Below are 23,207 nucleotides of genomic sequence, written 5' to 3' on the forward strand. Positions count from 1 at the left end.
TTATTCTCTTGGTTTTATTATGAAATCCTTGAGAATAAGCTGTCAACTTTTTTTATACCACACCAGAAGGAATGTTATAGGTGACTGCCAGTTCCCTGTAAGATCCTTCTCCGTTTAGATACGCTTCAACAACATCTTTTTTAAAGGAGGCTGAATAGGATTGATTGTGCCCTGTTCTGAGGAAAGCGGATTCTCCAAATGCTTTATACTTGTTAACCCATCTTCTAAAAACGGTTTCATTCACTCCAAGTTCGCTGGCGTGTGATAGATAGGATCCGTTTCCTGAAATGTAATCTTTTACAGCCTGCAGCTTCACTTCTGGTAATATTCCTCTAGGCATAATAAAACTCCCCTCCAGATAAACAGTTTTATTATTTCAACTGTCTACCTAAAGGGGAGCATATCAGTAAACACCGGCCTCTTTTTCTGTCCGTTCGCTTTCCTCCAGCACTTCCTTTGCATTTTTCCTCGCCTGGAGCACAGCGCCGATCTGCATCATGCTCAGCAGGATATAATAGGCCGACAGACTCCCGAACCACGCCGAATGGCTGAGGATCCCCACCGCTCCGTTAAATACGGAAAATATCAGGTTGCCTGCCAGTCCCGGAACAGCCGACAGAACCGTCCGCAGCCGGTAATCTGAAACGTATCTGTTTGTATATGGATTCGCCCGGATCCCCGGCTGAATGACGTCCGTCACCTCATGGCGGATATCCCGCACCAGATAGCAGCCCCCCGTGACCATCGTCACTGCAGCCACGGCATACACCGTCACTGCAGCTACATCTGAAAAACATTCTGTAGCCGCACTGATCAATGACAATATAATAAATAACAGCATAAAAAGATACAACAAAATTTTGTATCTCAAACGCAGTTCCGGAAGTCTAAATTTCCCGAACAGACGACGTATTTTTAAAAAGCCAAAAAATGTGTGAGGATCGTCTTTGTAATCCTGATGATCTTTCTTTCCCATTTTCTTCTCTTCCAAATGATGATAGGAAGAATATACGGAATATTTATTGCTGTTTTATTGGAAATTTGTGTCCAAACTGTGAATTCCAGGTTCAGTAGAAATGTAGTATCGAAAACACTCACAGAGGGGGCCTGAAGACTTTGCCTCAGTCTCATTTTTCGCCTGCAGGCCCCCGATTATCGTGTCATGCTATTTTGAATAGAAGTCGTTATATAACTCGTTTCCCTTCTCAATGATTTCACTTATTTCTTTTTCCGGGATACCCAGCTCATCGCTTAATTTCTGCATATCCGTAAAGTCGCTTTCTTTAAATTCAGATGTGCTTCCTACTATTTTATTATCCGTTTTAGAAACTGCCGATGCAGAAAACTGATTGTTGTCCTCCCATACAATTTCCACAGTAGTATCCTCAAGATCAATATCACAGTACAGATTACTTAAATGAAACTGCAGAGAAAACTCCAAAAGACCCGGCATAGATTGATTCGGCACGCCGTACACAATTCCGTTTGCATAATCCATGGAATAGTATCCGTCTCTGTTTTTATAGAAGTTATTTTCTTTTAACTGTTCTGCAAAGTTTCCTTCCAATCTGCTTTTTGTATTGAAATACACGCCCGAATAAATCACAAAGCCAACAACTAACACCACGAAAACAGCGGTTATTGCTGTCAGCGCCCTTGCATACTTTCTTGTACTCTTTATTTCGTTATCAAATGTTTTTACCATAATCAAATCCTCCTTCAATAAAATATCCAAGGAGATATTGAAACTATCACTAATCTTTACTATCGTTTCCAGATCCGGATAACTTTTTGAATTTTCCCAGTTGGATATTGTCTGTCTCGAAACATGAAACATTTCTGCAAAATCTTCCTGGGACATCTGTGCCTCCTTTCTTATTTTTTGAATGTTACTTCCAAGTGTCATGATAGTTCGCCTCCCTTTTGCCGAAATTGTATTGAAGAAAACAGATTCTGTCTATCAAAGGCTCTTTGCTTTTACAAAATTTCTATGCAAATATTCTTTGCACACCTTAATTTCAAAGGTTTTCACTCCATATTGCCCACATTATAGTTCCATCATATAAGCAATGCAATAAAAAAGAGAAGCGCTGCAAAATCAACGTTTCTCTCTTTTAATCCATGCCGCAGACCGGAATCGAACCGGTACGGGTATCACTACCCACGGGATTTTAAGTCCCGGGCGTCTGCCAGTTCCGCCACTGCGGCATTTAAATAAAAATCCTTATAACATATTATAAGGAAAACGACCCAGAAGAGACTCGAACTCTCGACCTCCGCCGTGACAGGGCGGCGCTCTAACCAACTGAGCCACTGGGCCTCGTTATGAGCACTTAGCGTCTGTCTTTTAGACGCTTACGTGCGATACATGCCGACGCCCTTGGTGAGCGCCGTTGCGCGAACCTAGTAGTCGGTTCGTTATGAGCACTTAGCGTCTGTCTTTTAGACGCTTACAACGTCTATCCTTTAGATGCTTACGTGCAAGTGGACCTTCGGGGACTCGAACCCAGGACCGACCGGTTATGAGCCGGTTGCTCTAACCAACTGAGCTAAAGGTCCAGAATAAATACTGACCCCGACGGGAATCGAACCCGTGTTACCGCCGTGAAAGGGCGATGTCTTAACCGCTTGACCACGGGGCCAGGTATAGATAAGTACTGCTGATTTTCCTCAACAGCGACTTATATCATACCATATGAAGCTCCGTTTTGCAAGATGTTTCTTCCGTATCGTTTCCCTTTATTCAGCCCCGAACAGATCCGCAAGCCACTGATCATAACTGTCAAGCCAGCCGCCATCCACACCAAAACCGTGGGGCATTCCCATAAAAACCATGGATCATCCCAACAGCGGACGCGTTCACCATTTGCATCATAAAATCTGTTTTTCTGCAATAGACAAGGATATAAATTATAAATTTATGTCCTTGATCCTGTTCCGGATAAGCTCCATATTCTGATCCAGTTCATAACAGGTATCTGCAGCGCTCTGCAGACTGCCCGCGATCTCTTCTCTCACCTGCATATCCATCTCTTTTTTATAACGGAGTTTGTGCTCCAGACTTGCCCAGAAATCCATCGCCAGTGTCCTGATCTGGATCTCAGCTCTTACCCATTTCTTTTCATTCTGAAGAAAAATGGGAACCTCCACGATCAGATGAAGACTGCGGTATCCGCTTGGCTTCGGATTCGCGATATAGTCCTTCTCCTGTATCAGCCGGATATCGTCCTGAGCCAGGATACACCGTTTTACAAGATATACATCCTCCGGAAAAGAACAGATCACCCTCAGGCCGGCCACATCCCATATATTTTTTTCAATCGAGTCCAGAGTTATCGGCAGACCTTTCCTTTTCAGTTTCCGCATGATCCCTGCATTCGACTTAATCCTGGACTCAATGGATTCGATCGGATTCTTGTCATACTCCAGTGAAAACTCTTTATCCAGTACCCTGAGCTTTGTCTCGATCTCCATCACTGCACATTCATAATAAGAGATCAGTTTTCTAAACTCCAGTGTATCTTCTTCCCAGTCCGCGGTCAGCCCACTGTAATACAGTTCTTTCAGTTCTTTCTTGATCATAGCCTCACTCCTGACAAACTTTGTCTTAGTTACGCATTATTACGCTTTTTCTATTTTTTTCAATGTTTTTTTAAACTGAATCGTAAACAGGATTGCAGTAAAGGTCACTGCCAGCGCATCCGCGATCGGTTCCGCCATATATACGGCTATCGTCTGATCAGAACGGATGATCTGCGGCATGATATAAATCAGCGGAATCAGAAGGATAAATTTCCGCATGACGGCAACTACAATAGATTCTGCTGCTTTCCCCAACGCGTTAAAGGTCATCTGGCACGCCATCTGTATTCCAAAAAGGAACATAGCCCCCATATAGATGCGCAGCGCTGTCTTTGTGTATTCCATCAGCTGGGCATCGGATGTAAACATAGCCGCGAATCCTCCCGGAAACAGCATAACCAGTACCCACAATAGAACAGAATACCCCATGCTGACCTTGAGCAGCAGTTGAAAGGCCCCCTTCACTCTTCCCGAATCGCCGGCGCCGTAACAGTAGCTGATAATTGGCTGAGCCCCCTGACCCAGCCCCTGAAGAGGCAGCATGGCGAACTGCATAACGCTTGTAAGGATCGTCATAGCTCCAACAGCAATGTCCCCTCCATAATTCTGAAGAGAACTGTTAAAGCATACGGAGATCACACTCTCACTGGCCTGCATGATAAAAGTAGCGACTCCCAGCGCCAGACAGGGAAGTATGATATTCGGCGTAAGGCCCAGATTTTTTCTCTTTATTTTCAGGAACGTCTTTTCCCCGCCCAGGAAACTGACTACCCAGATACAGGAAAGTGCCTGCGAAATGATCGTAGCCAGGGCTGCTCCTCGTACATCCATGTTAAAACCGAAAATAAAGACCGGATCCAGAACAATATTGGCGACCGCTCCGATCAGGACTGAAAGCATCCCTGTCTTCGCAAATCCCTGAGCTGTAATAAAAGCGTTCATACCCAGAGTAATCTCTACAAAGATTGTTCCCAGGGCATAAATGTTCATATAATTGACCCCGTATTCAATGGTGTTCTCACTGGCACCAAAAGCCATAAGAAAGTCTCTGTTCCAGATCAGCAGTACAGCCGTAAGTATGACTGAAATAATGATCTGGAGCACGAAGCAGTTTCCCAGAGTCTTTTCTGCCGATTCCTTGTCCTGCTTCCCCATGAATATTGAAGCTCTGGGCGCGCCGCCGTATCCCACCAGCGCCGCAAAAGCGGAAACGATCATGATCAGAGGCATACAGACGCCCACTCCTGTCAGCGCAGTTGCTCCGATATCCGGAATGTGTCCGATGTAGATCCTGTCAACGATATTGTAAAGCATATTGATCAGCTGGGCCGCCACCGTTGGCAGCGCCAGTTTAAGAAGCAGTTTACCAAGCGGTTCTGTTCTCAGGAATTCTTTATCCTCACTTTGCCCGCCTGTATTGCTGTCGCTATTAACATCCATATTTTCTGGAATTTCTGACTGTTTCTTATCTGCCTGTCCCATCATTTTTCTCTCCTTTCAAGTTCAGTCCTTGTGTTGTCAAAAAGTCTCTGAAAAAATCTGGTATGCGCTTGCAATTCTTCTTTGCTAAACCCGTTCAGGACCGTATTCAAAAATTCTTCCTTTACATCGTCGATCATTTCTGTAACAGGCCCTGCTTCTGGTTTAAGCTTTAGATGTATTCTTCTTCGGTCTACTGTGTCTGGAATCCGCTCTAAGAGTGATTTCTGGATCAGCGATTCCACAGCCTTTGATACCGCTCCTTTAGAAAGTCTTCTTAATTCTACTATATCAACAGCTGTATCTTTTCCCGGATTATTCCGGAGAAAACTGATAACATCAGCCTCAATGACCGTAAGATCATGTTCCGTACAGACCTTTTTCAACATCTTATCATATAAACGGATCAGACTTCGAAGTCCCATCCATAATTCTGTGCTGCTCATCATGTATATTCCCTTCTTATTTAGTTTTTCTAAAAACTGTTTCTAAAAAAACTGTTTCCAAAAAATATTATAATACTCTAAACTGGTAAGTCAAGAAATATGAACTAAAATTCACAAAATCTCTGTATTCGTTTCTTCCTCTCGCAGCATAACAATGCTGCACTCATAACAGATTATAAAAAAACCTGTAAATTTAGTATTTACAGGTTTTGTAAGCTCCCCCTGTTGGACTTGAACCAACGACACTTCGGTTAACAGCCGAATGCTCTACCGACTGAGCTAAGGAGGAATATTTAATTATTATTAAAGTGTACCTTCAAAACTACATACAAAGAAAACTCATCCAATACCTATTCCCGCTCTGGTTATGCCCTCGACCTATTAGTAACAGTCAGCTCCGTACATTACTGCACTTCCACCTCTGCCCTATCTACCTCGTCGTCTTCAAGGGGTCTTACTAACTTGACGTTATGGGATATCTCATCTCGAGGGGGGCTTCACGCTTAGATGCCTTCAGCGTTTATCCCGTCCCGGCTTGGCTACTCTGCTATGCTCTTGGTAAAACAACAGATCCACCAGCGGCCAGTCCATCCCGGTCCTCTCGTACTAAGGACAGCTCCTCTCAAATATCCTACGCCCACGCCGGATAGGGACCGAACTGTCTCACGACGTTCTGAACCCAGCTCGCGTACCGCTTTAATGGGCGAACAGCCCAACCCTTGGGACCGACTACAGCCCCAGGATGCGATGAGCCGACATCGAGGTGCCAAACCACTCCGTCGATGTGAACTCTTGGGAGTGATAAGCCTGTTATCCCCAGGGTAGCTTTTATCCGTTGAGCGATGGCAATCCCACTTTATACCACCGGATCACTAAGTCCTACTTTCGTACCTGCTCCACCCGTCGGTGTCGCAGTCAAGCTCCCTTCTGCCTTTGCACTCTTCGAATGGTTTCCGACCATTCTGAGGGAACCTTTGAGCGCCTCCGATACCCTTTCGGAGGCGACCGCCCCAGTCAAACTCCCCACCTGACATTGTCCCCCAGCCGGATCACGGCTGCTGGTTAGAAACCCAATACTGCAAGGGTGGTATCCCAACAGTGACTCCATGAGGACTGGCGTCCTCACTTCCTAGTCTCCCACCTATCCTGTACATGCAATATCGAATCCCAGTATCAAGCTGGAGTAAAGCTCCATGGGGTCTTTCCGTCCTGGCGCAGGTAACCAGCATCTTCACTGGTATTTCAATTTCACCGGGTGCATTGTTGAGACAGTGCCCAAATCATTACGCCTTTCGTGCGGGTCGGAACTTACCCGACAAGGAATTTCGCTACCTTAGGACCGTTATAGTTACGGCCGCCGTTTACTGGGGCTTAAGTTCAAAGCTTCGCTTGCGCTAACCTCTCCCCTTAACCTTCCAGCACCGGGCAGGCGTCAGCCCATATACCTCACCTTTCGGTTTCGCATAGACCTGTGTTTTTGCTAAACAGTTGCTTGGGCCAATTCTCTGCGGCCTCTCTCGAGGCACTCCTTCTCCCGAAGTTACGGAGTCATTTTGCCGAGTTCCTTAACAATGCTTCTCCCGTCGGCCTTAGGATTCTCTCCTCATCCACCTGTGTCGGTTTACGGTACGGGTATCCTGCAAACAATAGCGGCTTTTCTCGGCAGCTAGCTCACGTGCTTCCCTACTTGTTTTCGGTCCGCGTCACGTCTTCGGATTGCCTGGCGGATTTGCCTACCAGACTCCTACCTCGCTTGCACCGGTCTCTCCATTCCCGGCTCACGCTCTCTCTCTGCGTCCCCACAGTTCTGTTACAGGATAGTACAGGAATTTCAACCTGTTGTCCATCGACTACGCCTCTCGGCCTCGCCTTAGGTCCCGACTTACCCAGGGCAGATCAGCTTTACCCTGGAAACCTTAGATATTCGGCCGGAAGGATTCTCACCTTCCTCTCGCTACTCATTCCGGCATTCTCTCTTCTTAACAGTCCACGGCTCCTTCCGGTACCGCTTCCTCCCGTTAAGAATGCTCCTCTACCGATCTACATTCGTAGATCCCTGAGCTTCGGCAGTGTGTTTCAGCCCCGGACATTTTCGGCGCAGGACCTCTCGACTAGTGAGCTATTACGCACTCTTTTAATGGATGGCTGCTTCTAAGCCAACATCCTAGTTGTCTTCGAAATCCCACATCCTTTTCCACTTAACACACATTTTGGGGCCTTAGCTGCAGGTCTGGGCTCTTTCCCTTTTGACTACCCAACTTATCTCGGACAGTCTGACTCCCATACACCATCTACACGGCATTCGGAGTTTGATATCCCTTGGTAAGCTTTGACGCCCCCGCAGGAATTCAGTGCTCTACCTCCGCAAGACTTGTATGAGGCTAGCCCTAAAGCTATTTCGAGGAGAACCAGCTATCTCCGGGTTCGATTGGAATTTCTCCCCTACCCACACCTCATCCCCACCCTTTTCAACGGATGTGGGTTCGGTCCTCCATTGCCTTTTACGGCAACTTCAACCTGGACATGGGTAGATCACCCGGTTTCGGGTCTGCTCCGACTGACTGTGGCCCTATTAAGACTTGGTTTCCCTTCGGCTCCGGACCTGAAGTCCTTAACCTCGCCAGCCAGCGCAACTCGCCGGACCGTTCTACAAAAAGTACGCGGTTGAACATATAACGTTCTTCCACAGCTTGTAAACATATGGTTTCAGGTTCTTTTTCACTCCCCTCCCGGGGTCCTTTTCACCTTTCCTTCACAGTACTATGCGCTATCGGTCACTAAGGAGTATTTAGCCTTACGGGGTGGTCCCCGCGTGTTCAGTCAAGGTTCCACGTGTCTCGACCTACTCTGGATACCGCCATGTCAACTTGCCTTTCGCTTACGGGGCTTTCACCCTCTCTGGCCGGCTTTCCCAAAACCGTTCTGCTAAGCTCATTGAATCAATTCCGCGGTCCGAACCCCAGCATGCACGCACACTGGTTTGGGCTCTTCCGATTTCGCTCGCCGCTACTTTCGGAATCACTGTTGTTTTCTCTTCCTCCGGCTACTTAGATGTTTCAGTTCACCGGGTTCCCCTCCTGACGTTATGGATTGGCGTCAGGATACTTGAGGTTTCCTCAAGCAGGTTTCCCCATTCGGAAATCTCCGGATCAATGGGTATTTGCCCCTCCCCGAAGCTTTTCGCAGCTTATCACGTCCTTCATCGGCTCTTAGTGCCAAGGCATCCACCATACGCTCTTATCAGCATAACCAAACGATAAGTTCTCACGGGAATGAGTTCTTATCCACACGTGTATAGCGTTACACGCGTTGGCAATAGGCCAATTTTTTTACTTCGTTTTCTTCGAAGGATTCTATCGAATCAGTTCATGTTGTTAATAACATTTCCTCGGATGTCTTGATATATAAGATATTCTTATCATCAATTGTTTTTCTCTGTATGCAGTTTTCAAGGTACACAACCGGTTTCTCAAAGAAACCGAGTGGAGAATACGAGAGTCGAACTCGTGACCTCCTGCTTGCAAGGCAGGCGCTCTCCCAACTGAGCTAATCCCCCATATTTTATTATGATATTTTTAAGATATGGGCTTAAGTGGGCCTTACCTCTTTTATCCGTAAAGCTTTACCCTTTTAACAGATATGGGCTTAAGTGGACTCGAACCACCGACCTCACGCTTATCAGGCGTGCGCTCTAACCGGCTGAGCTATAAGCCCATATTTTCTTTTTTAAATTTGGCGGCCACCTACTCTCCCACACCGTCTCCAGTGCAGTACCATCGGCCGTCCGGGGCTTAACCATCGTGTTCGGGATGGGTACGGGTGTTTCCCCCGGGCGCATCGCCACCAAAAAAGCCTGAGTTCTTAGCGAGGTCCTTTCGAGCTTAGAACTAGGCTTGTTCGCCGCGCTTGGTGAGGTCCTTTCGAACCTAGCAAGGCGAACTTGTTCCCTTTTCATATGCGTCCTTTGCTCATTTTCCTCTCCCTGACAACTCAACAATAGACAACAGCTCTCTACTTAATATTTCTTCCTTAGAAAGGAGGTGATCCAGCCGCACCTTCCGATACGGCTACCTTGTTACGACTTCACCCCAGTTATCGGTCCCGCCTTCGGCAGCTCCCTCCTTACGGTTGGGTCACTGACTTCGGGCGTTACTGACTCCCATGGTGTGACGGGCGGTGTGTACAAGACCCGGGAACGTATTCACCGCGACATTCTGATTCGCGATTACTAGCGATTCCAGCTTCATGTAGTCGAGTTGCAGACTACAATCCGAACTGAGACGTTATTTTTGAGATTTGCTTATCCTCACGGACTCGCTTCCCTTTGTTTACGCCATTGTAGCACGTGTGTAGCCCTGCCCATAAGGGGCATGATGATTTGACGTCATCCCCACCTTCCTCCAGGTTATCCCTGGCAGTCTCTCTAGAGTGCCCATCCTGAATGCTGGCTACTAAAGATAAGGGTTGCGCTCGTTGCGGGACTTAACCCAACATCTCACGACACGAGCTGACGACAACCATGCACCACCTGTCTCGGATGCTCCGAAGAGAGGGTGGCATTACCCACCGGTCATCCGGATGTCAAGGGCAGGTAAGGTTCTTCGCGTTGCTTCGAATTAAACCACATGCTCCACCGCTTGTGCGGGTCCCCGTCAATTCCTTTGAGTTTCATTCTTGCGAACGTACTCCCCAGGTGGACTACTTATTGCGTTTGCTGCGGCACCGAATGGCTTTGCCACCCGACACCTAGTAGTCATCGTTTACGGCGTGGACTACCAGGGTATCTAATCCTGTTTGCTCCCCACGCTTTCGAGCCTCAACGTCAGTTACTGTCCAGTAAGCCGCCTTCGCCACTGGTGTTCCTCCTAATATCTACGCATTTCACCGCTACACTAGGAATTCCACTTACCTCTCCAGCACTCTAGATAAACAGTTTCCAAAGCAGTCCCGGGGTTGAGCCCCGGGCTTTCACTCCAGACTTGCCTATCCGTCTACGCTCCCTTTACACCCAGTAAATCCGGATAACGCTTGCACCATACGTATTACCGCGGCTGCTGGCACGTATTTAGCCGGTGCTTCTTAGTCAGGTACCGTCAGTTTCTTCCCTGCTGATAGAGCTTTACATACCGAAATACTTCTTCACTCACGCGGCGTCGCTGCATCAGGGTTTCCCCCATTGTGCAATATTCCCCACTGCTGCCTCCCGTAGGAGTTTGGGCCGTGTCTCAGTCCCAATGTGGCCGGTCACCCTCTCAGGTCGGCTACTGATCGTCGCCTTGGTAAGCCGTTACCTTACCAACTAGCTAATCAGACGCGGGTCCATCTCATACCACCGGAGTTTTTACCACCGCTCCATGCGAAGCTGTGGTCTTATGCGGTATTAGCAGTCATTTCTAACTGTTATCCCCCTGTATGAGGCAGGTTACCCACGCGTTACTCACCCGTCCGCCGCTCAGTCACAAAACTCGTCATTCCGAAGAAATCTAAGTAAAGTGCTTCGCTCGACTTGCATGTGTTAGGCACGCCGCCAGCGTTCATCCTGAGCCAGGATCAAACTCTCGTTAAAAGTGTTTGTTCCGAGTCCAGAATTAACTACTAGCTAATTCTTTCCCTCTTTACTGTTGTTGGCATTGAACACTTGATGAGGTCTTTCACGAATCTAGTGTGAAAGCCGTTCGGCACAGCCGAACCTCATTGTTCAATGACGTTCTTTGAATTTTTCTCTTTAAGAAATTTTCAAGGGTTGTTGTCTATTGTTCGGTTATCAAGGTCCTCTGTCCTCTCTTTCGCGACAGCTCTGCCATTCTATCAGACTCTCCCGCGCTTGTCAAGAACTTTTTTTCTCTTTTTTGCTGTCCCTCACGGGTCAGCTTAAACATAGTACCACTTACCTTAGCCCTTTGTCAACTCTTTTTTTTAACTTTTTCCAACTCTTTTCTTTTTCTGCTCTCAGCTACTATATCTGGTACTTTTTCCCCGGTATCTCCCACTATTCCTCCCGCTCTCTTCCTGCCTCCGGGCTCCGCCGCCAGGCCTGCCCTCCCGGTCCTTTGGGGACAAATAAAAACTACCGGATACTTCCAGTAGTTTTTCGGTTGATACCGAACGGAGAAGGAGGGATTTGAACCCTCGCGCCGCTACTAACGACCTACTCCCTTTCCAGGGGAGCCCCTTCGGCCAGCTTGGGTACTTCTCCAAAATGTCCGCTATTTAATATACACGATATTCCCTGTCTTGTCCAGTGCTTTTTTCATTTTATTTTTTCCGGGCCAGATCCTCATTATTTAATGTCAGCGGGCAAGCAAAAGGAGAAGCCTGTTCAAGCTTCTCCCAGAGCGGAGAGGGTGGGATTCGAACCCACGCGCCCTTTCGGACAAACGGTTTTCAAGACCGCCTCGTTATGACCACTTCGATACCTCTCCTGATATATGCCATCTGTGCGACGTGGATTATTCTATCACAGATGCAAAATCCATGTCAATACCTTCTTCTTAAAAACACCTCTGCTATCTCCAGATCTTCCGGTGTAGTGATTTTTATGTTTTCATATGAACCATGAAACAGTCGGATCGGATATCCCAGCATCTGCTCTGCTGCCATAGCATCATCTGTTACAGTGATCTCCCGATTCTCCATAAGCATGGCATATGCCTTCTGGATCAGTTTTGTATCAAAGACCTGGGGTGTCTGCACAATCCAAACACTGCTGCGGTCCGGCGTATGGGATACTATATTGTCCGCATCTGCGATCTTCACTGTATCTTTGGATGGCATTCCTGCCGCGCAGGCATGATACTGCGACACGCATTCATATGCCCGCTCTATCATCGCTTCGTCAATAAATGGCCGCGCGCCGTCATGTATATAGACATAGCCGTCTTTTGTCTCTTTTAGCCCATTCCAGACAGATGCATACCGCTCAGCTCCCCCGGCTATGATCTTCCTGACTTTCGTGATCTGATATTGTTCCACAATTCTGCTTCTGCAGTACTCTTCTTCTCCGGCACCGCACACAAGTATGATTTCATCGATCAGACGGGAATCCTGAAATGCACGAAGCGCGTAATAGACCACAGGCTTTCCGCCCATGAGCAAATACTGTTTATGTACTTTTGTTCCCATCCGCCTGCCGCTTCCCGCGGCGAGAACAATGGCCGTACAGTATGTTTTCATTTTCAGTCCTCCCTGAAATTTTCACCTGTCCCCCAGTTTCAGATTAGGCACGGCATTAAGATCCCATCCATGCCGGGTTCCTGCAAGATATTCATAGAACGCCGCCGCTCCGATCATTGCCGCATTGTCTGTACAGTAAACAGGGGAGGGATGATAAAATTTTACGCCTTTCTCCTCACATACCTGCTCCATCGCCCCACGCAGTGCCGTATTGGATGCTACACCTCCGGCAATAGCAAATTTATATATGCCGTAATCCTCAACAGCTTTCATGGAATTTTCTACAAGCACCTCCACAACGGCCTTCTGAAACGATGCCGCGATATCCGCCGGATCAAAACTTTCCCCTTTCATCCTGCATCCGTTGATGTGATTAAGTACCGCCGATTTCAGGCCGCTGAAACTGAAATCATACTCCGCGCCCTCTATATGCGCTTTGGGGAACTTTACCGCGTCAGGATTCCCCTCTTTTGCGATCCGGTCGATCTTTGGACCGCCCGGATATCCCAGGCCGATAGCGCGCGCCACTTTATCATAAGCCTCCCCTGCCGCGTCATCCCTTGTCCGGCCGAGGATTTCATATTTCCCATATTCCCGCACACATACAAGATGCGTATGTCCTCCGGAAGCTACCAGACACAGAAAAGGCGGCTCAAGATCCGGATGCTCAATATAATTTGCCGAGATATGCCCCTCAATGTGATGTACCCCTACCAGCGGAAGATGCCTGGCATAGGCAATCGCTTTCGCCTCGGCGACACCTACCAGAAGAGCTCCTACAAGCCCCGGCCCATAGGTCACTCCTACCACATCAATATCGTCCAGTGTTATATCCGCCTCTTTTAACGCTTCTTCTATAACCTGATTGATTTTCTCAATATGTTTCCTTGAAGCGATTTCCGGTACCACACCGCCATAAAGTTTATGCAGATCAATCTGTGACGAGATAATATTGGACAGGACCTCCCTGCCATTGTGGACCACCGCTGCCGCCGTCTCATCACAGGAGCTCTCGATCGCAAGGATATTCAGATCTCTAATCTCCTTCATATTCTGCCTTTCCATTCATAACTGATCAAATTATAACCAATCCTGCTTTTCTCAATTTTCTGCCTCTGATATCATCCGATATTCCGGGCATACACAGATTCTGTGTCAGTCTTCAAATACCAGCTCTGCTGACATACCATCTTTTCCCGCCTTCGCGGCCGGAAATATTTTCCGTACATCTTCCATATAAGGTTCCGGCCTGGTCAGAGAAGGGCTGTAATGTGTCAGCCACATCTCTTTTACACAGGCTTCACGGGCCAGCTCTGCCGCCTCATAAAATGTCATATGCTTATATTCAGAAGCCTTTGCTGCTTTATCCTTTTCTCCGTACATTCCCTCACAGATAAACAGATCGGACCCTTCTGCATTCTGCCGGATGGAGGCTGTAGGGCGGGTGTCCGTCGTATAGGTCAGTTTAATTCCTTTTCTCGGCGGCCCCAGAACCATATCCGGGGTGAAAAATCCGTCTTCGTTGTCGATCGTCTCGCCCTTCTGCAGACAGCTCCAGTATTTCAGCGGAATTTCCTGCCCTTTTGCCTTCTCCGCGTCAAATTTTCCTGCCCGATCAATCTCCAGGGTATACCCGTAACAGAGCACGTTATGATTCACTCGGAACGCTTTGATCCGGTAACCGTTCATCTCAAATACCTGTTCCGGCCCCTGGATTTCCTGATAAATGATCGGAAACGGGAGTTCCGGCGCGATCACCCGGAGAGCCCCTACCACACGCTCAAGTCCTTTCGGTCCGATCAGTGTCAGGGGCTGTGTCCTGTCCGCATTTCCCATTGTAAGGAGCAGCCCGGGAAGGCCGCTGATATGATCCCCATGGTAATGGGTAAAACAGATCACATCGATCGGTTTGAAACTCCACCCTTTTTCCTTTACTGCGATCTGAGTACCCTCACCACAGTCAATAAGCAGGCTGCTTCCATTAAACCTTGTCATCAGCGCTGTAAGATACCGGTAAGGGAGCGGCATCATGCCGCCGCACCCAAGCAAACAAACATCTAACATATAAATCCTCTGTCTTATTCATCTATATCCGCAGGCAACTGAAAAGAGGCCAGCAGTCTGTCATAACAGGACTCGCACAAGTCAAAGCTGTGTTTTTCTCCGTCCTTGTCAGAGAAATATCCCCACGTATAATCCACGCTGAATACACCCTCTCTCGGACATCCGTCTGTGACCGTAATCTCTTTTCCGCATTGATTGCAGATGATCTTATTTATCTCTTTTGTTTCTTTCAATTGATACTGGCGCATACAATCTCCTCCTGTAAAAACAGTTTTTCATTCTTGTCACGCCTAAAGTATATCGGATCAGCAGGTCGATTTATAGTGGAAACTGCTGCCGCTGCTATAGGATAATTTCCAGATTCCTGCTCATTAGGATGGCATCTTCTGCCGGATCTTCGTAAAAGTGCTGCCTGATGCCGTCCTCTTTAAATCCGGCGCTTTCATACAGAGCTCTGGCGGCACGGTTTCCGGAACGTACATCCAGAAGGATCCTGCGGATCCCCCCTGCCTGGCAGATTGCATCCAGCTCCGCCAGCAGGGCACGGGCTACCCCCTGTCTCTGCAATTCTTTTATAACCGCGATCCGTGCGATCTCCACCTCATCTGCCACTTTATAGGAAAGAAGATATCCTGCCGTGCGCCCTGCCTTTTCTGCCATAAGGCAGATACTGTCCGGCTGTTCCAGTGTACCGACCACTGACTTCTCACTCCACGCATCCGTGAAAAGCTGATGTTCCATCTCGGCCACTGCCGCACTGTCTTCCATGGTCATCCTGCGCACCTGCGGGACCGCGTTCTTTTCCCGCTCCGCCCGTTCTCTTTCCGCCTGGGATCTGCGCAGATACTCCGGCTTAAATTCAGCCGCCGTCTCAAACCGGCCCGTTTGATAATAATAAATCCCCAGAGCACCCACTACGGCCGCTCTCTGCCGGTTCATAAAAGACGGAGCAAAGGAATAAGGAACCTTCATCCCCTCTGCCAGCGTCTCTGTGTACACCGGCACAGCGTCACCCAGAAATACCACACGCCGGCGGTAGACATTCAGATGACGGATCAGCTCCTCCACCGGAACTACCATCTGCATCCTGAGTACCTGAAAAACCGGCTCATCATACAGGCTGTCATCCTCCGGCTTTTTCCGGGCAAATGAATAAAGGCCCGTATAAACCTGCTTTCTCCTGGCGTCCATGACCGGGCAGATGATATCCTCACACCCATACAGGCTGTATGCCATGGCATCCAGTGTAGGTGCATGGATGAGAGGCTTATCCAGCGCCAGCCCCAGCCCTTTTGCCGTGGCAGATCCTATCCTGAGTCCGGTAAAGGACCCCGGTCCTCCCGCCACCGCAATGGCATCTACATCCGACACATCCATCTCGATCATCCTCATCATCTCGTCGATCATGGGTAGCAGCGTCTGCGAATGCGTCTTTTTAAAATTTGTTGTATATTCCGCGATCGTCCGGTCATCCTCAACAACCGCGACAGTGGCCGTCAGCCCTGAGCTGTCTATCGCCAAAACTCTCATACTCTGTCCTGCTTTCCTGTTTCCCGGATCGTGATCTTCCGGTAATCAAATCCCTGCTCCAGATCCTTCTCTATGAGAATCTCCGTCCGCGTCTCCGGAAGGATCTCCCGGATCAGATCCGCCCATTCGATCAGAGAGACACCGTCTCCCATAACATATTCCTCGAACCCGATTTCTTCCATTTCCTCGACATCTCCGATCCGGTATACATCAAAATGATAGAAGGGAAGCCGCCCTTCTTCGTATACCTGCACAATCGTAAATGTAGGACTGCTGACCGCCTCCTGGATCCCCAGGCCTTTCGCCAGCCCCTGGGTAAAAACGGTCTTTCCCACGCCAAGATCCCCGGTCAGGGTAAATACCTGCCCGGGAACCGCATTTTCTCCAAATTTTCTTCCCACGCTGAAAGTTTCTTCAGGGCTTCTTGTCTCCAATATCATACAGCTCTCCTTTTTTCTTCCCATCTGATCAATGATGGAACAGTCGGATCCCTGTAAACGCCATAACCATACCGTATTTATCACATGTGGCGATCACATTGTCGTCACGCACGGATCCTCCCGGCTGTGCAATATATTTCACGCCGCTCTTACGCGCCCGCTCGATATTGTCCCCAAAGGGGAAGAATGCGTCCGACCCCAGAGCCACGTCCGTCATTTTGTCCAGCCAGGCCCGTTTTTCCTCCCGGGTAAACACTTCCGGCTTCTCTGTAAAAATCGGCTCCCAGCATCCGTCAGCAAGCACATCCATGTACTCTTCCCCGATATACAGGTCGATCGCGTTATCTCGGTCCGCGCGCTTTATATTGTCTCTGAACGGAAGGCTCATCACCTTCGGACACTGGCGCAGCCACCAGTTGTCCGCCTTCTGTCCGGCAAGACGGGTACAGTGGATCCTGGACTGCTGTCCGGCGCCGATACCGATCGCCTGCCCGTCTTTCACATAGCAGACAGAATTCGACTGAGTATATTTCAGTGTGATCATAGATACTGCAAGATCCAGCTTCGCCGCGTCAGGCAGTTCCCTGTTTTTCGTTACAATATTTGAAAAGAAATCCGGATCGATATTCAGTTCATTCCGCCCCTGCTCAAAAGTGATCCCGAACACTTCTTTGTGTTCCAGAGCCGCAGGCACATAATCCGGATCAATCTTGATTACATTGTAATTTCCTTTTTTCTTCTGTTTCAGAAGTTCCAGAGCCTCCGATTCATATCCCGGCGCAATCACGCCGTCAGACACTTCTCTTTTGATCAGCCTCGCCGTATCCACATCACAGACATCAGACAACGCGATAAAATCTCCGAACGAAGACATCCTGTCGGCTCCCCTAGCCCTGGCATAAGCGCAGGCAAGCGGGGAGAGTTCTCCCAAGTCATCTACCCAGTAGATCTTTGCCAGAGTCTCTGTCAACGGCCGCCCTACCGCTGCCCCCGCAGGAGAAACATGTTTGAAAGAAGTGGCTGCCGGAAGCCCCGTCGCCTTTTTCAGCTCTGACACAAGCTGCCAGCCGTTGAATGCGTCCAGAAAATTGATATAGCCGGGGCGGCCGCAGAGCACTTCTATAGGAAGCTCGCTGCCATCATTCATATAGATCCTGGACGGCTTCTGATTCGGGTTGCACCCGTATTTCAGTTCTAATTCTTTCATATTTCATCCACTCCTTTATTAATTTAATAGCCATGAGCAAAACTCCACATCTTCAGTATTTATGCGGGTTTGCGAGGCATGGCAAACCTCTTTATCACTATGGATTTATAGAAACAATCAGCTCCGGATGGTATAATTAAGTTGTCAACATCAATCTACCTGAAAGGAGCTGATTGCTATCTATCGTCAAGAAATCATCCAAGATATCCGCCTTTTTACTTCCCAGCCTGCCGCCAGATTTTATGACTCCCTTTTCCTTAGTCTCGATCTGTCCTTTGTCCCGGAGTATCCGCATACTGGTCGCAGGGGCTTTTCCTCTCATTCCATGATCTGTGCTTTCATCGTGATGAAATGCGAAGGGTTTTCTATGATTACCGATCTGGTCGACTACCTTAATAACAACCTTCTTATTGCCCACTACTGTGGCTTTGATATTACGGCACCGCTCCCTTCTTACTGGACATTTGACCGCTTCCTGAAAAACTTTGATCATTCGGTTCTTTCTAATATCATGGAATCACAGGTACTCCTTCTTGCCAGCCAGGGGATTGTAGACACTTCTTTTATCGGGCTGGATTCTACTCCGGTCGCCGCTAATACTTCCCAAAACAACCAGAAGTCATTTCTCCCGGATAAGTTCAAGCCTGACAAGCAGCCCAAAGCTGACCGGGACTGCAAGCTTGGCGTCCATACCGCCTCAAACAAGCTGAATGAAAAGAATTATGCGTTCTACTGGGGCTACAAAAACCATGTGCTTGTAGACTGTATTTCCGGGCTTCCCCTTTACGAGCTCACAACAACCGCTGATATCCATGATTCCTCTGTTGCTCTGGATATCCTTGCCAGTACCCATTCTTTTCTTCCCGTGACAGAGTGTACTTTTCTTGCAGACAAAGGCTATGATGTAAAAAATATCTATCATCAAGTGCATTCTCTTTATCAGGGCGAATGTATCATCCCTCTGAACAAGCGCAATACGAAAAACCCAAAACTCCTTCCGCAAGGAAATCCAATCTGCGAAGCCGGACTTGCCATGTGGAAAGACGGAACATTCTCAGACAACGGCCGTACACGGCAGAAATTCTGCTGTCCTTTAAAATCTTCTAAGCACGCGGACTGCCCTTGCCATCACAAAAACTTTTATAATGGAAAAAAGCATCGCGGCTGTACAAAGTACATGACTCTTCCTGATGATCTGCGGCTTTCCATCGACAGAGAGAGCAGCTATTTTAAAAGGAACTATTCTCTCCGTACAGAATGCGAGCGTTATAATTCCCGGTTCAAAAGCACGGGACAGGAACGGATGTGGGTGAGGAATCAAACTTCCGTTGCCAACCTAAATACATTTGCCCATATCAGTTTATTGGCTGTTGCGGTAGCTGTCATCACTACCCGTTCCGGCCAGTCATACCGCAAGATAAAAACGGTGAAGCGCATTGCATGAGTTTTTTAACTTCATCTTGTATGATTTGCGTAGGTTTTGGACTTACGTCAGCTTTACTATGCATAAAAATATTTTTCTTTCCTTTTTCTTGTACTGACAGCCAACCCCCAAATTTAAGTCAATACGTTTTGCTCATCTCTCAATTTAATCCTTCTTCTATCTGTAATTTTCCCTCTGTTCCTCACTGATTCTTGTTTACGATCCTAGTCCTGTATTTCCCTGACTCGAGGTCGATATAACGAACGAACAGTGAGACCTTATTCTCCTCATTCAGACTGTTCCAGAGAAGATCTGTAAATTCGTCCATATCATCCGACATCCGGATCAGCTTCGGCTCGCCCTCAAAACTGGGCAGCGGATTGCCATCGCACAGATAGGTATGGATAAAATGTCCCTCTCCCGCCGCAGGATTTTCGTAGGCGAACGTGTATCTGCAGCATCCGTCCGGACTGCCGTTACTGCTCTTTAAAATGGACATGGCATAGTTGTACATCCCGTTTTCTATGTGCATGATCCCGGAAATACGCGGTGTGTAATTGGGGCCATCCGGCTCAAATTCTCTCGTTCTCAGAGACTGTTCAAACGTAAGCTGTCTGTCCATGCCATCATAGATCGTATCCGTCTGATCGCCGTTTGTCACGATCGTCTTGTTGCCCAGCACACGAACCGGCGCATAAATAATCAGACTGGGATCTGTCAGTTTGGAGGGGTCAAATGCCTGAGTCCGGATCCCCTCTCCATCCTCCACAAAAATACGGTTCCGGCTGTTCTCGCTCCTGCCCATGATAAAATAAGCGGTCACCGCCTGCTTCCCGTCCGGGGTCTTGCCGATAATGATCCCCCTTCCCGGATAAGAATTATTTTTCAGTTCCTCCTCGATCGACAGCATCTTCATTCTTCTGCAACTCCTTCCTTCTTTCTTGTCTTCTGCCGTGTCCCTCTTCCTCCTGACCGGTTTCCTCGAACGGCAGCACCTTGAGCCTGGCACGGGTGATCCTATTATCCCGGACCTCCTCGACCGTAAAAATCAGGCGGTCTTCCCGGATCTTATCCCTGTCGTCCTTCTCCGGGATATGTCCCAGCTTCTCGATCAGATATCCGGAAAGTGTATCATAGTTCTCTGTTTCCAGCTTCAGCTCCAATTCCTCATTCAGATCGTCGATCAGGACCCCGCCGTCAAGCAAGTATTCATCCTCACCGACCTTCTGGATCTCCGGCACGACTTCTTCGTATTCTTCATTGATGTCGCCCATGATCTCTTCCACCAGATCTTCCACCGTCACGATCCCTGCGAATCCTCCGTACTCATCTACCAGGATCGCCATGTGGTGGCGGGTCTCCTGCATGGTGCGGAACAGCTCGTCCGCGTCCTTTGTCTCCGGCACAAAGAAAGGTTTGTGGAGCATCCCTCGTATATCAAGATTTTCCAGCGGGGACTTCCGCAGCTCGATCATCACATCCTTGACATGCAGTACTCCGATGATATTATCGATATTCTCCTCGTACACCGGGATCCTGCTGTGCCTCGTCTCCAGGATCTCATCGATCAGCTTCTCAAAAGGCTCCTCTATATCGATCGTGAACACATCTCTCCTTGGCACCATGATCTCTCTTGCCGTCCGGTCATCGAACTTAAAGACGGAATCGATCATCTCTCTCTCATCATCATCAAACGTCCCGCTTTCATTTCCTGCTTTAAGAAGAGCCTTGATCTCTTCTTCTGTCACGGCCTCCTCCTGATCTTCCGTCTTCATCCTGAGAAGCCGCAGCACAAATTTCGTCGATACGGAAAGCAGTTTGATAAAGGGTGAAAGAATAATGGAAATGTAATGTACGGGCATCACAGTCAACATACAGAATGCTTCTGCTTTCTGGAGAGCGATCCGCTTTGGCACCAGTTCTCCGAACACCAGGTTGAAGAACATCAGGATCAGCGTCACCCCATTGTGCGCGATCTGCGTACTGTAAGGAATCCCCAGACCGCTCATCCACTCCGCCAGCACCGGAGAAATTCCGGCCGCCGCCGATGCCGAAGAATAAAATCCGGCAAACGTGATCGCTACCTGGATCGTCGAAAGAAATTTTGTAGAATCCTCAAACAGGCCTTCTACAACTTTTGCTTTCTTATTTCCTGCTTCCGCCAGGCTCCGGATACGGTTCCTGTTCACTGAAACAACCGCCATTTCCGCTCCGGCGAAATACGCATTCATCAATGTGAAAAACAATAGCAGCAACAAGTCAAATACAATCTGATTCCCCGCAGGGTCACCGTCCATAAAAAATAACTCCTCCTTATAATATTATCAGGAGAAGTATATCATGTGCATAATGTTTTCGCAAGTCATGACCACAGATGGCAGGCATTCCATACAGACGCCACAGGTATAAAATATTTTTAAGAACGCGCCGACAGAAAGCCGGTTATAAAGTCCGCATCTTTATGACCAGCCAGACCGTCCCGGCTGCCAGCAGGATATATAATATCCCGATCACAACAGAGCTTTTCCGCCCTCTGTGCCACTTTCTTACCGCCAGATACATCGCGTCCAGGACATCCGCAAGAAAAACAAACTGTAGTAATCCGTGCCACATAGCTGCCCCTGTACTGATCTTTTTTTCTTTCCGGCTAAGCCGGATCACCTGTATGCCGTAAAAAGCACCGGGAAGCAACGCCAGCCACGCGGCAAACACAGAAAATCCCATCATGGCAATCAGCCATGGAAGAAGTACTGGCGCCGCAAATATAGCCAGCCCCCTTGTTCCTACAAGGACGCCGAATGTCATGACAAAATAGCACAGTGCCAGCACGCAGAAATTGATGCCAAAGAAAATTACCAGTCCGTACTTATGGATCAGCATCCCGTTGACGCAGCCGGCTGCATCTTTCGCCCTGCAGATCTGAAACGAGCGTATAATATTCAATATGCCAAGAACCAGCACTGTCATCCAGTATACTGCCACCGGAAGGAAAAACAGAAGTATCGTAAGAACTCCCTCGCCGAAAGTATCTGCCTGCTCCGCAATCTGTTCATACGGGATCGGAAAGACCGACAGAAGCCAGATATAAAAACATGCCAGAGGCACACACAGCGTAAGCACGATCACATAACAGACCGCAAGCAGATTTTTTCTTCTCTTTCCATCGTTCATTTCCGGAATCTCCTCTGTATCGCCATTTGTTTTCAGATCTGTCTCAGTATATCATACCTTCCTTATCGTTTTCTGCATCATGTATATGGGCTTCTATAAACTGGGGCATCTGAACGGCCTGTACACCGAGCGCAAAAGAAAGCTCGCTGTACAGGGCATGCTCCAGAAGGGTCTGATACTTCCGGTCCACGCTGGTAATACTTCCTCTGCTCTTTGTCCTTTTATAAGTTGTCTTCAGTACTCTCAGCCAGTTCTCCGGACAGTAATCTGAAATACATTCTTTGTACTCCTGCTCCCGGAGCTTTTCATTCTTTATCTGCAGAGTTTCAATCTGCGGTATACGCCCGATCAGATCCATCGCCTCTTTCTTGCTGACAGGCTTCCGGATGTTTGTCTCATCGTCTGCTGGAATATACGCCTTATCCCCTGCATTTTCTACTGACTGCAGTGTATAGTATTGCTTGTCTCTGTTTTGAGACAGGAAATCAAGGGTTCCGATATCTTCTACTGTATACAGTCCTCTGCACTTGTAAACAACCGCGTCGCCTCTGCTGAGCATCTTATTCCTCCTTCTATACAGATTCTCTCCTAAGAGTATAACCAAAGAAAGACCGGTACAACGCTGTAACGGCCTTTTGCTGGTCTCACTATGATATATATTAACATAATTTTAATATTTTCGTAAGTATATT

18 protein-coding genes, 9 tRNA genes, 3 rRNA genes and 1 pseudogene are annotated in these 23,207 nt (G+C 48.1%); 2 read left to right on the top strand and 29 right to left on the bottom strand.

Features of this window, described 5'->3' with window-relative positions; all coding sequences use genetic code 11:
- Positions 1 to 52: 52 nt before the first annotated feature.
- The 25 genes from BQ7367_RS01540 to BQ7367_RS01660 all read right to left on the bottom strand — a co-directional run bounded on the left by BQ7367_RS01540 (position 53) and on the right by BQ7367_RS01660 (position 17,921).
- Entirely contained in the window at positions 53 to 340 is a 288-nt protein-coding gene (locus BQ7367_RS01540) for a transposase (RefSeq protein ID WP_072523853.1), read from the bottom strand.
- 63 nt (positions 341 to 403) lie between these two features.
- A complete protein-coding gene (locus BQ7367_RS01545; protein WP_072523854.1) occupies positions 404 to 976 on the bottom strand; it encodes a hypothetical protein in 573 nt (190 codons plus the stop codon).
- A gap of 189 nt (positions 977 to 1,165) precedes the next feature.
- Positions 1,166 to 1,906 carry a helix-turn-helix domain-containing protein gene (locus BQ7367_RS01550; protein ID WP_072523855.1) on the bottom strand — a complete coding sequence of 247 codons (741 nt, stop codon included), beginning with the start codon at positions 1,904 to 1,906 and terminating at the stop codon, positions 1,166 to 1,168.
- 216 nt (positions 1,907 to 2,122) lie between these two features.
- Positions 2,123 to 2,208 (bottom strand) — tRNA-Leu (locus BQ7367_RS01555).
- Positions 2,209 to 2,246: 38 nt separating this feature from the next.
- A tRNA-Asp gene (locus BQ7367_RS01560) sits at positions 2,247 to 2,320 on the bottom strand.
- 165 nt (positions 2,321 to 2,485) lie between these two features.
- Positions 2,486 to 2,559 (bottom strand) — tRNA-Ile (locus BQ7367_RS01565).
- A gap of 11 nt (positions 2,560 to 2,570) precedes the next feature.
- Positions 2,571 to 2,642, bottom strand: a tRNA-Glu gene (locus BQ7367_RS01570).
- 268 nt (positions 2,643 to 2,910) lie between these two features.
- Positions 2,911 to 3,582 carry a GTP pyrophosphokinase gene (locus tag BQ7367_RS01575; protein ID WP_072523856.1) on the bottom strand — a complete coding sequence of 224 codons (672 nt, stop codon included), beginning with the start codon at positions 3,580 to 3,582 and terminating at the stop codon, positions 2,911 to 2,913.
- A gap of 39 nt (positions 3,583 to 3,621) precedes the next feature.
- Positions 3,622 to 5,022, bottom strand: a complete 1,401-nt coding sequence (locus BQ7367_RS01580; RefSeq protein WP_072523917.1) for an MATE family efflux transporter — start codon at positions 5,020 to 5,022, stop codon at positions 3,622 to 3,624.
- A gap of 41 nt (positions 5,023 to 5,063) precedes the next feature.
- A complete protein-coding gene (locus BQ7367_RS01585; protein WP_072523857.1) occupies positions 5,064 to 5,510 on the bottom strand; it encodes a MarR family winged helix-turn-helix transcriptional regulator in 447 nt (148 codons plus the stop codon).
- A 213-nt stretch (positions 5,511 to 5,723) separates the two neighbouring features.
- Positions 5,724 to 5,796 (bottom strand) — tRNA-Asn (locus tag BQ7367_RS01590).
- A gap of 72 nt (positions 5,797 to 5,868) precedes the next feature.
- Positions 5,869 to 8,758: ribosomal RNA gene (locus BQ7367_RS01595) — 23S ribosomal RNA — on the bottom strand.
- Positions 8,759 to 8,990: 232 nt separating this feature from the next.
- Positions 8,991 to 9,063: transfer RNA gene (locus BQ7367_RS01600), tRNA-Ala, on the bottom strand.
- Between the two features lie 84 nt (positions 9,064 to 9,147).
- Positions 9,148 to 9,221 (bottom strand) — tRNA-Ile (locus tag BQ7367_RS01605).
- Between the two features lie 16 nt (positions 9,222 to 9,237).
- A 5S ribosomal RNA gene (gene rrf, locus BQ7367_RS01610) occupies positions 9,238 to 9,355 on the bottom strand.
- A gap of 185 nt (positions 9,356 to 9,540) precedes the next feature.
- A 16S ribosomal RNA gene (locus tag BQ7367_RS01615) occupies positions 9,541 to 11,073 on the bottom strand.
- The 16S, 23S and 5S rRNA genes sit together here with 3 tRNA genes alongside, the layout of an rRNA operon.
- A gap of 540 nt (positions 11,074 to 11,613) precedes the next feature.
- Positions 11,614 to 11,703: transfer RNA gene (locus tag BQ7367_RS01620), tRNA-Ser, on the bottom strand.
- Between the two features lie 140 nt (positions 11,704 to 11,843).
- Positions 11,844 to 11,929, bottom strand: a tRNA-Ser gene (locus BQ7367_RS01625).
- Positions 11,930 to 11,984: 55 nt separating this feature from the next.
- Positions 11,985 to 12,680, bottom strand: coding sequence for a 2-C-methyl-D-erythritol 4-phosphate cytidylyltransferase (gene ispD / locus BQ7367_RS01630; RefSeq protein WP_072523858.1), 696 nt, complete (start codon positions 12,678 to 12,680; stop codon positions 11,985 to 11,987).
- Between the two features lie 21 nt (positions 12,681 to 12,701).
- Positions 12,702 to 13,730: a tRNA (adenosine(37)-N6)-threonylcarbamoyltransferase complex transferase subunit TsaD gene (tsaD, locus tag BQ7367_RS01635; RefSeq protein WP_072523918.1), complete on the bottom strand. Its 1,029-nt coding sequence runs from the start codon at positions 13,728 to 13,730 to the stop codon at positions 12,702 to 12,704.
- Between the two features lie 105 nt (positions 13,731 to 13,835).
- A complete protein-coding gene (locus BQ7367_RS01640; protein WP_072523859.1) occupies positions 13,836 to 14,744 on the bottom strand; it encodes a ribonuclease Z in 909 nt (302 codons plus the stop codon).
- Between the two features lie 14 nt (positions 14,745 to 14,758).
- Entirely contained in the window at positions 14,759 to 14,992 is a 234-nt protein-coding gene (locus BQ7367_RS01645) for a hypothetical protein (RefSeq protein WP_072523860.1), read from the bottom strand.
- A gap of 94 nt (positions 14,993 to 15,086) precedes the next feature.
- On the bottom strand, positions 15,087 to 16,274 hold the full coding sequence (gene tsaB / locus BQ7367_RS01650) for a tRNA (adenosine(37)-N6)-threonylcarbamoyltransferase complex dimerization subunit type 1 TsaB (RefSeq protein ID WP_072523861.1): 1,188 nt from the start codon (positions 16,272 to 16,274) through the stop codon (positions 15,087 to 15,089).
- Positions 16,271 to 16,714: a tRNA (adenosine(37)-N6)-threonylcarbamoyltransferase complex ATPase subunit type 1 TsaE gene (tsaE, locus tag BQ7367_RS01655; protein ID WP_072523862.1), complete on the bottom strand. Its 444-nt coding sequence runs from the start codon at positions 16,712 to 16,714 to the stop codon at positions 16,271 to 16,273. The genes tsaB and tsaE overlap by 4 nt, the downstream gene beginning before the upstream one ends.
- A 28-nt stretch (positions 16,715 to 16,742) precedes the next feature.
- Complete coding sequence (locus BQ7367_RS01660; RefSeq protein ID WP_072523863.1) at positions 16,743 to 17,921, bottom strand: phosphoribosylaminoimidazolecarboxamide formyltransferase; 1,179 nt, start codon at positions 17,919 to 17,921, stop codon at positions 16,743 to 16,745.
- A 346-nt stretch (positions 17,922 to 18,267) separates the two neighbouring features.
- Between BQ7367_RS01660 and BQ7367_RS14690 the strand changes: the two are divergent.
- Together BQ7367_RS14690 and BQ7367_RS01665 are read left to right on the top strand one after the other, a co-directional pair.
- Positions 18,268 to 18,375, top strand: a pseudogene (locus BQ7367_RS14690) (transposase); the annotation flags it as partial.
- A gap of 57 nt (positions 18,376 to 18,432) precedes the next feature.
- Positions 18,433 to 19,365, top strand: coding sequence for a transposase (locus BQ7367_RS01665; protein ID WP_235837519.1), 933 nt, complete (start codon positions 18,433 to 18,435; stop codon positions 19,363 to 19,365).
- Between the two features lie 181 nt (positions 19,366 to 19,546).
- On the opposite strand, the gene BQ7367_RS01670 is transcribed toward BQ7367_RS01665, so the two are convergent.
- The 4 genes from BQ7367_RS01670 to BQ7367_RS01685 form a co-directional block, all read right to left on the bottom strand.
- Entirely contained in the window at positions 19,547 to 20,260 is a 714-nt protein-coding gene (locus BQ7367_RS01670) for an IMP cyclohydrolase (protein ID WP_072523865.1), read from the bottom strand.
- Positions 20,223 to 21,641: a hemolysin family protein gene (locus BQ7367_RS01675; protein WP_083588843.1), complete on the bottom strand. Its 1,419-nt coding sequence runs from the start codon at positions 21,639 to 21,641 to the stop codon at positions 20,223 to 20,225. The genes BQ7367_RS01670 and BQ7367_RS01675 overlap by 38 nt, the downstream gene beginning before the upstream one ends.
- Before the next feature lie 145 nt (positions 21,642 to 21,786).
- Positions 21,787 to 22,515, bottom strand: a complete 729-nt coding sequence (locus tag BQ7367_RS01680) for a DUF6652 family protein (RefSeq protein WP_072523866.1) — start codon at positions 22,513 to 22,515, stop codon at positions 21,787 to 21,789.
- Positions 22,516 to 22,558: 43 nt separating this feature from the next.
- A complete protein-coding gene (locus tag BQ7367_RS01685; RefSeq protein ID WP_072523867.1) occupies positions 22,559 to 23,074 on the bottom strand; it encodes a CarD family transcriptional regulator in 516 nt (171 codons plus the stop codon).
- Positions 23,075 to 23,207 lie beyond the last annotated feature (133 nt).

It is taken from the genome of Clostridium sp. Marseille-P3244, from assembly GCF_900120155.1.
GTDB lineage: Bacteria > Bacillota > Clostridia > Lachnospirales > Lachnospiraceae > Mediterraneibacter.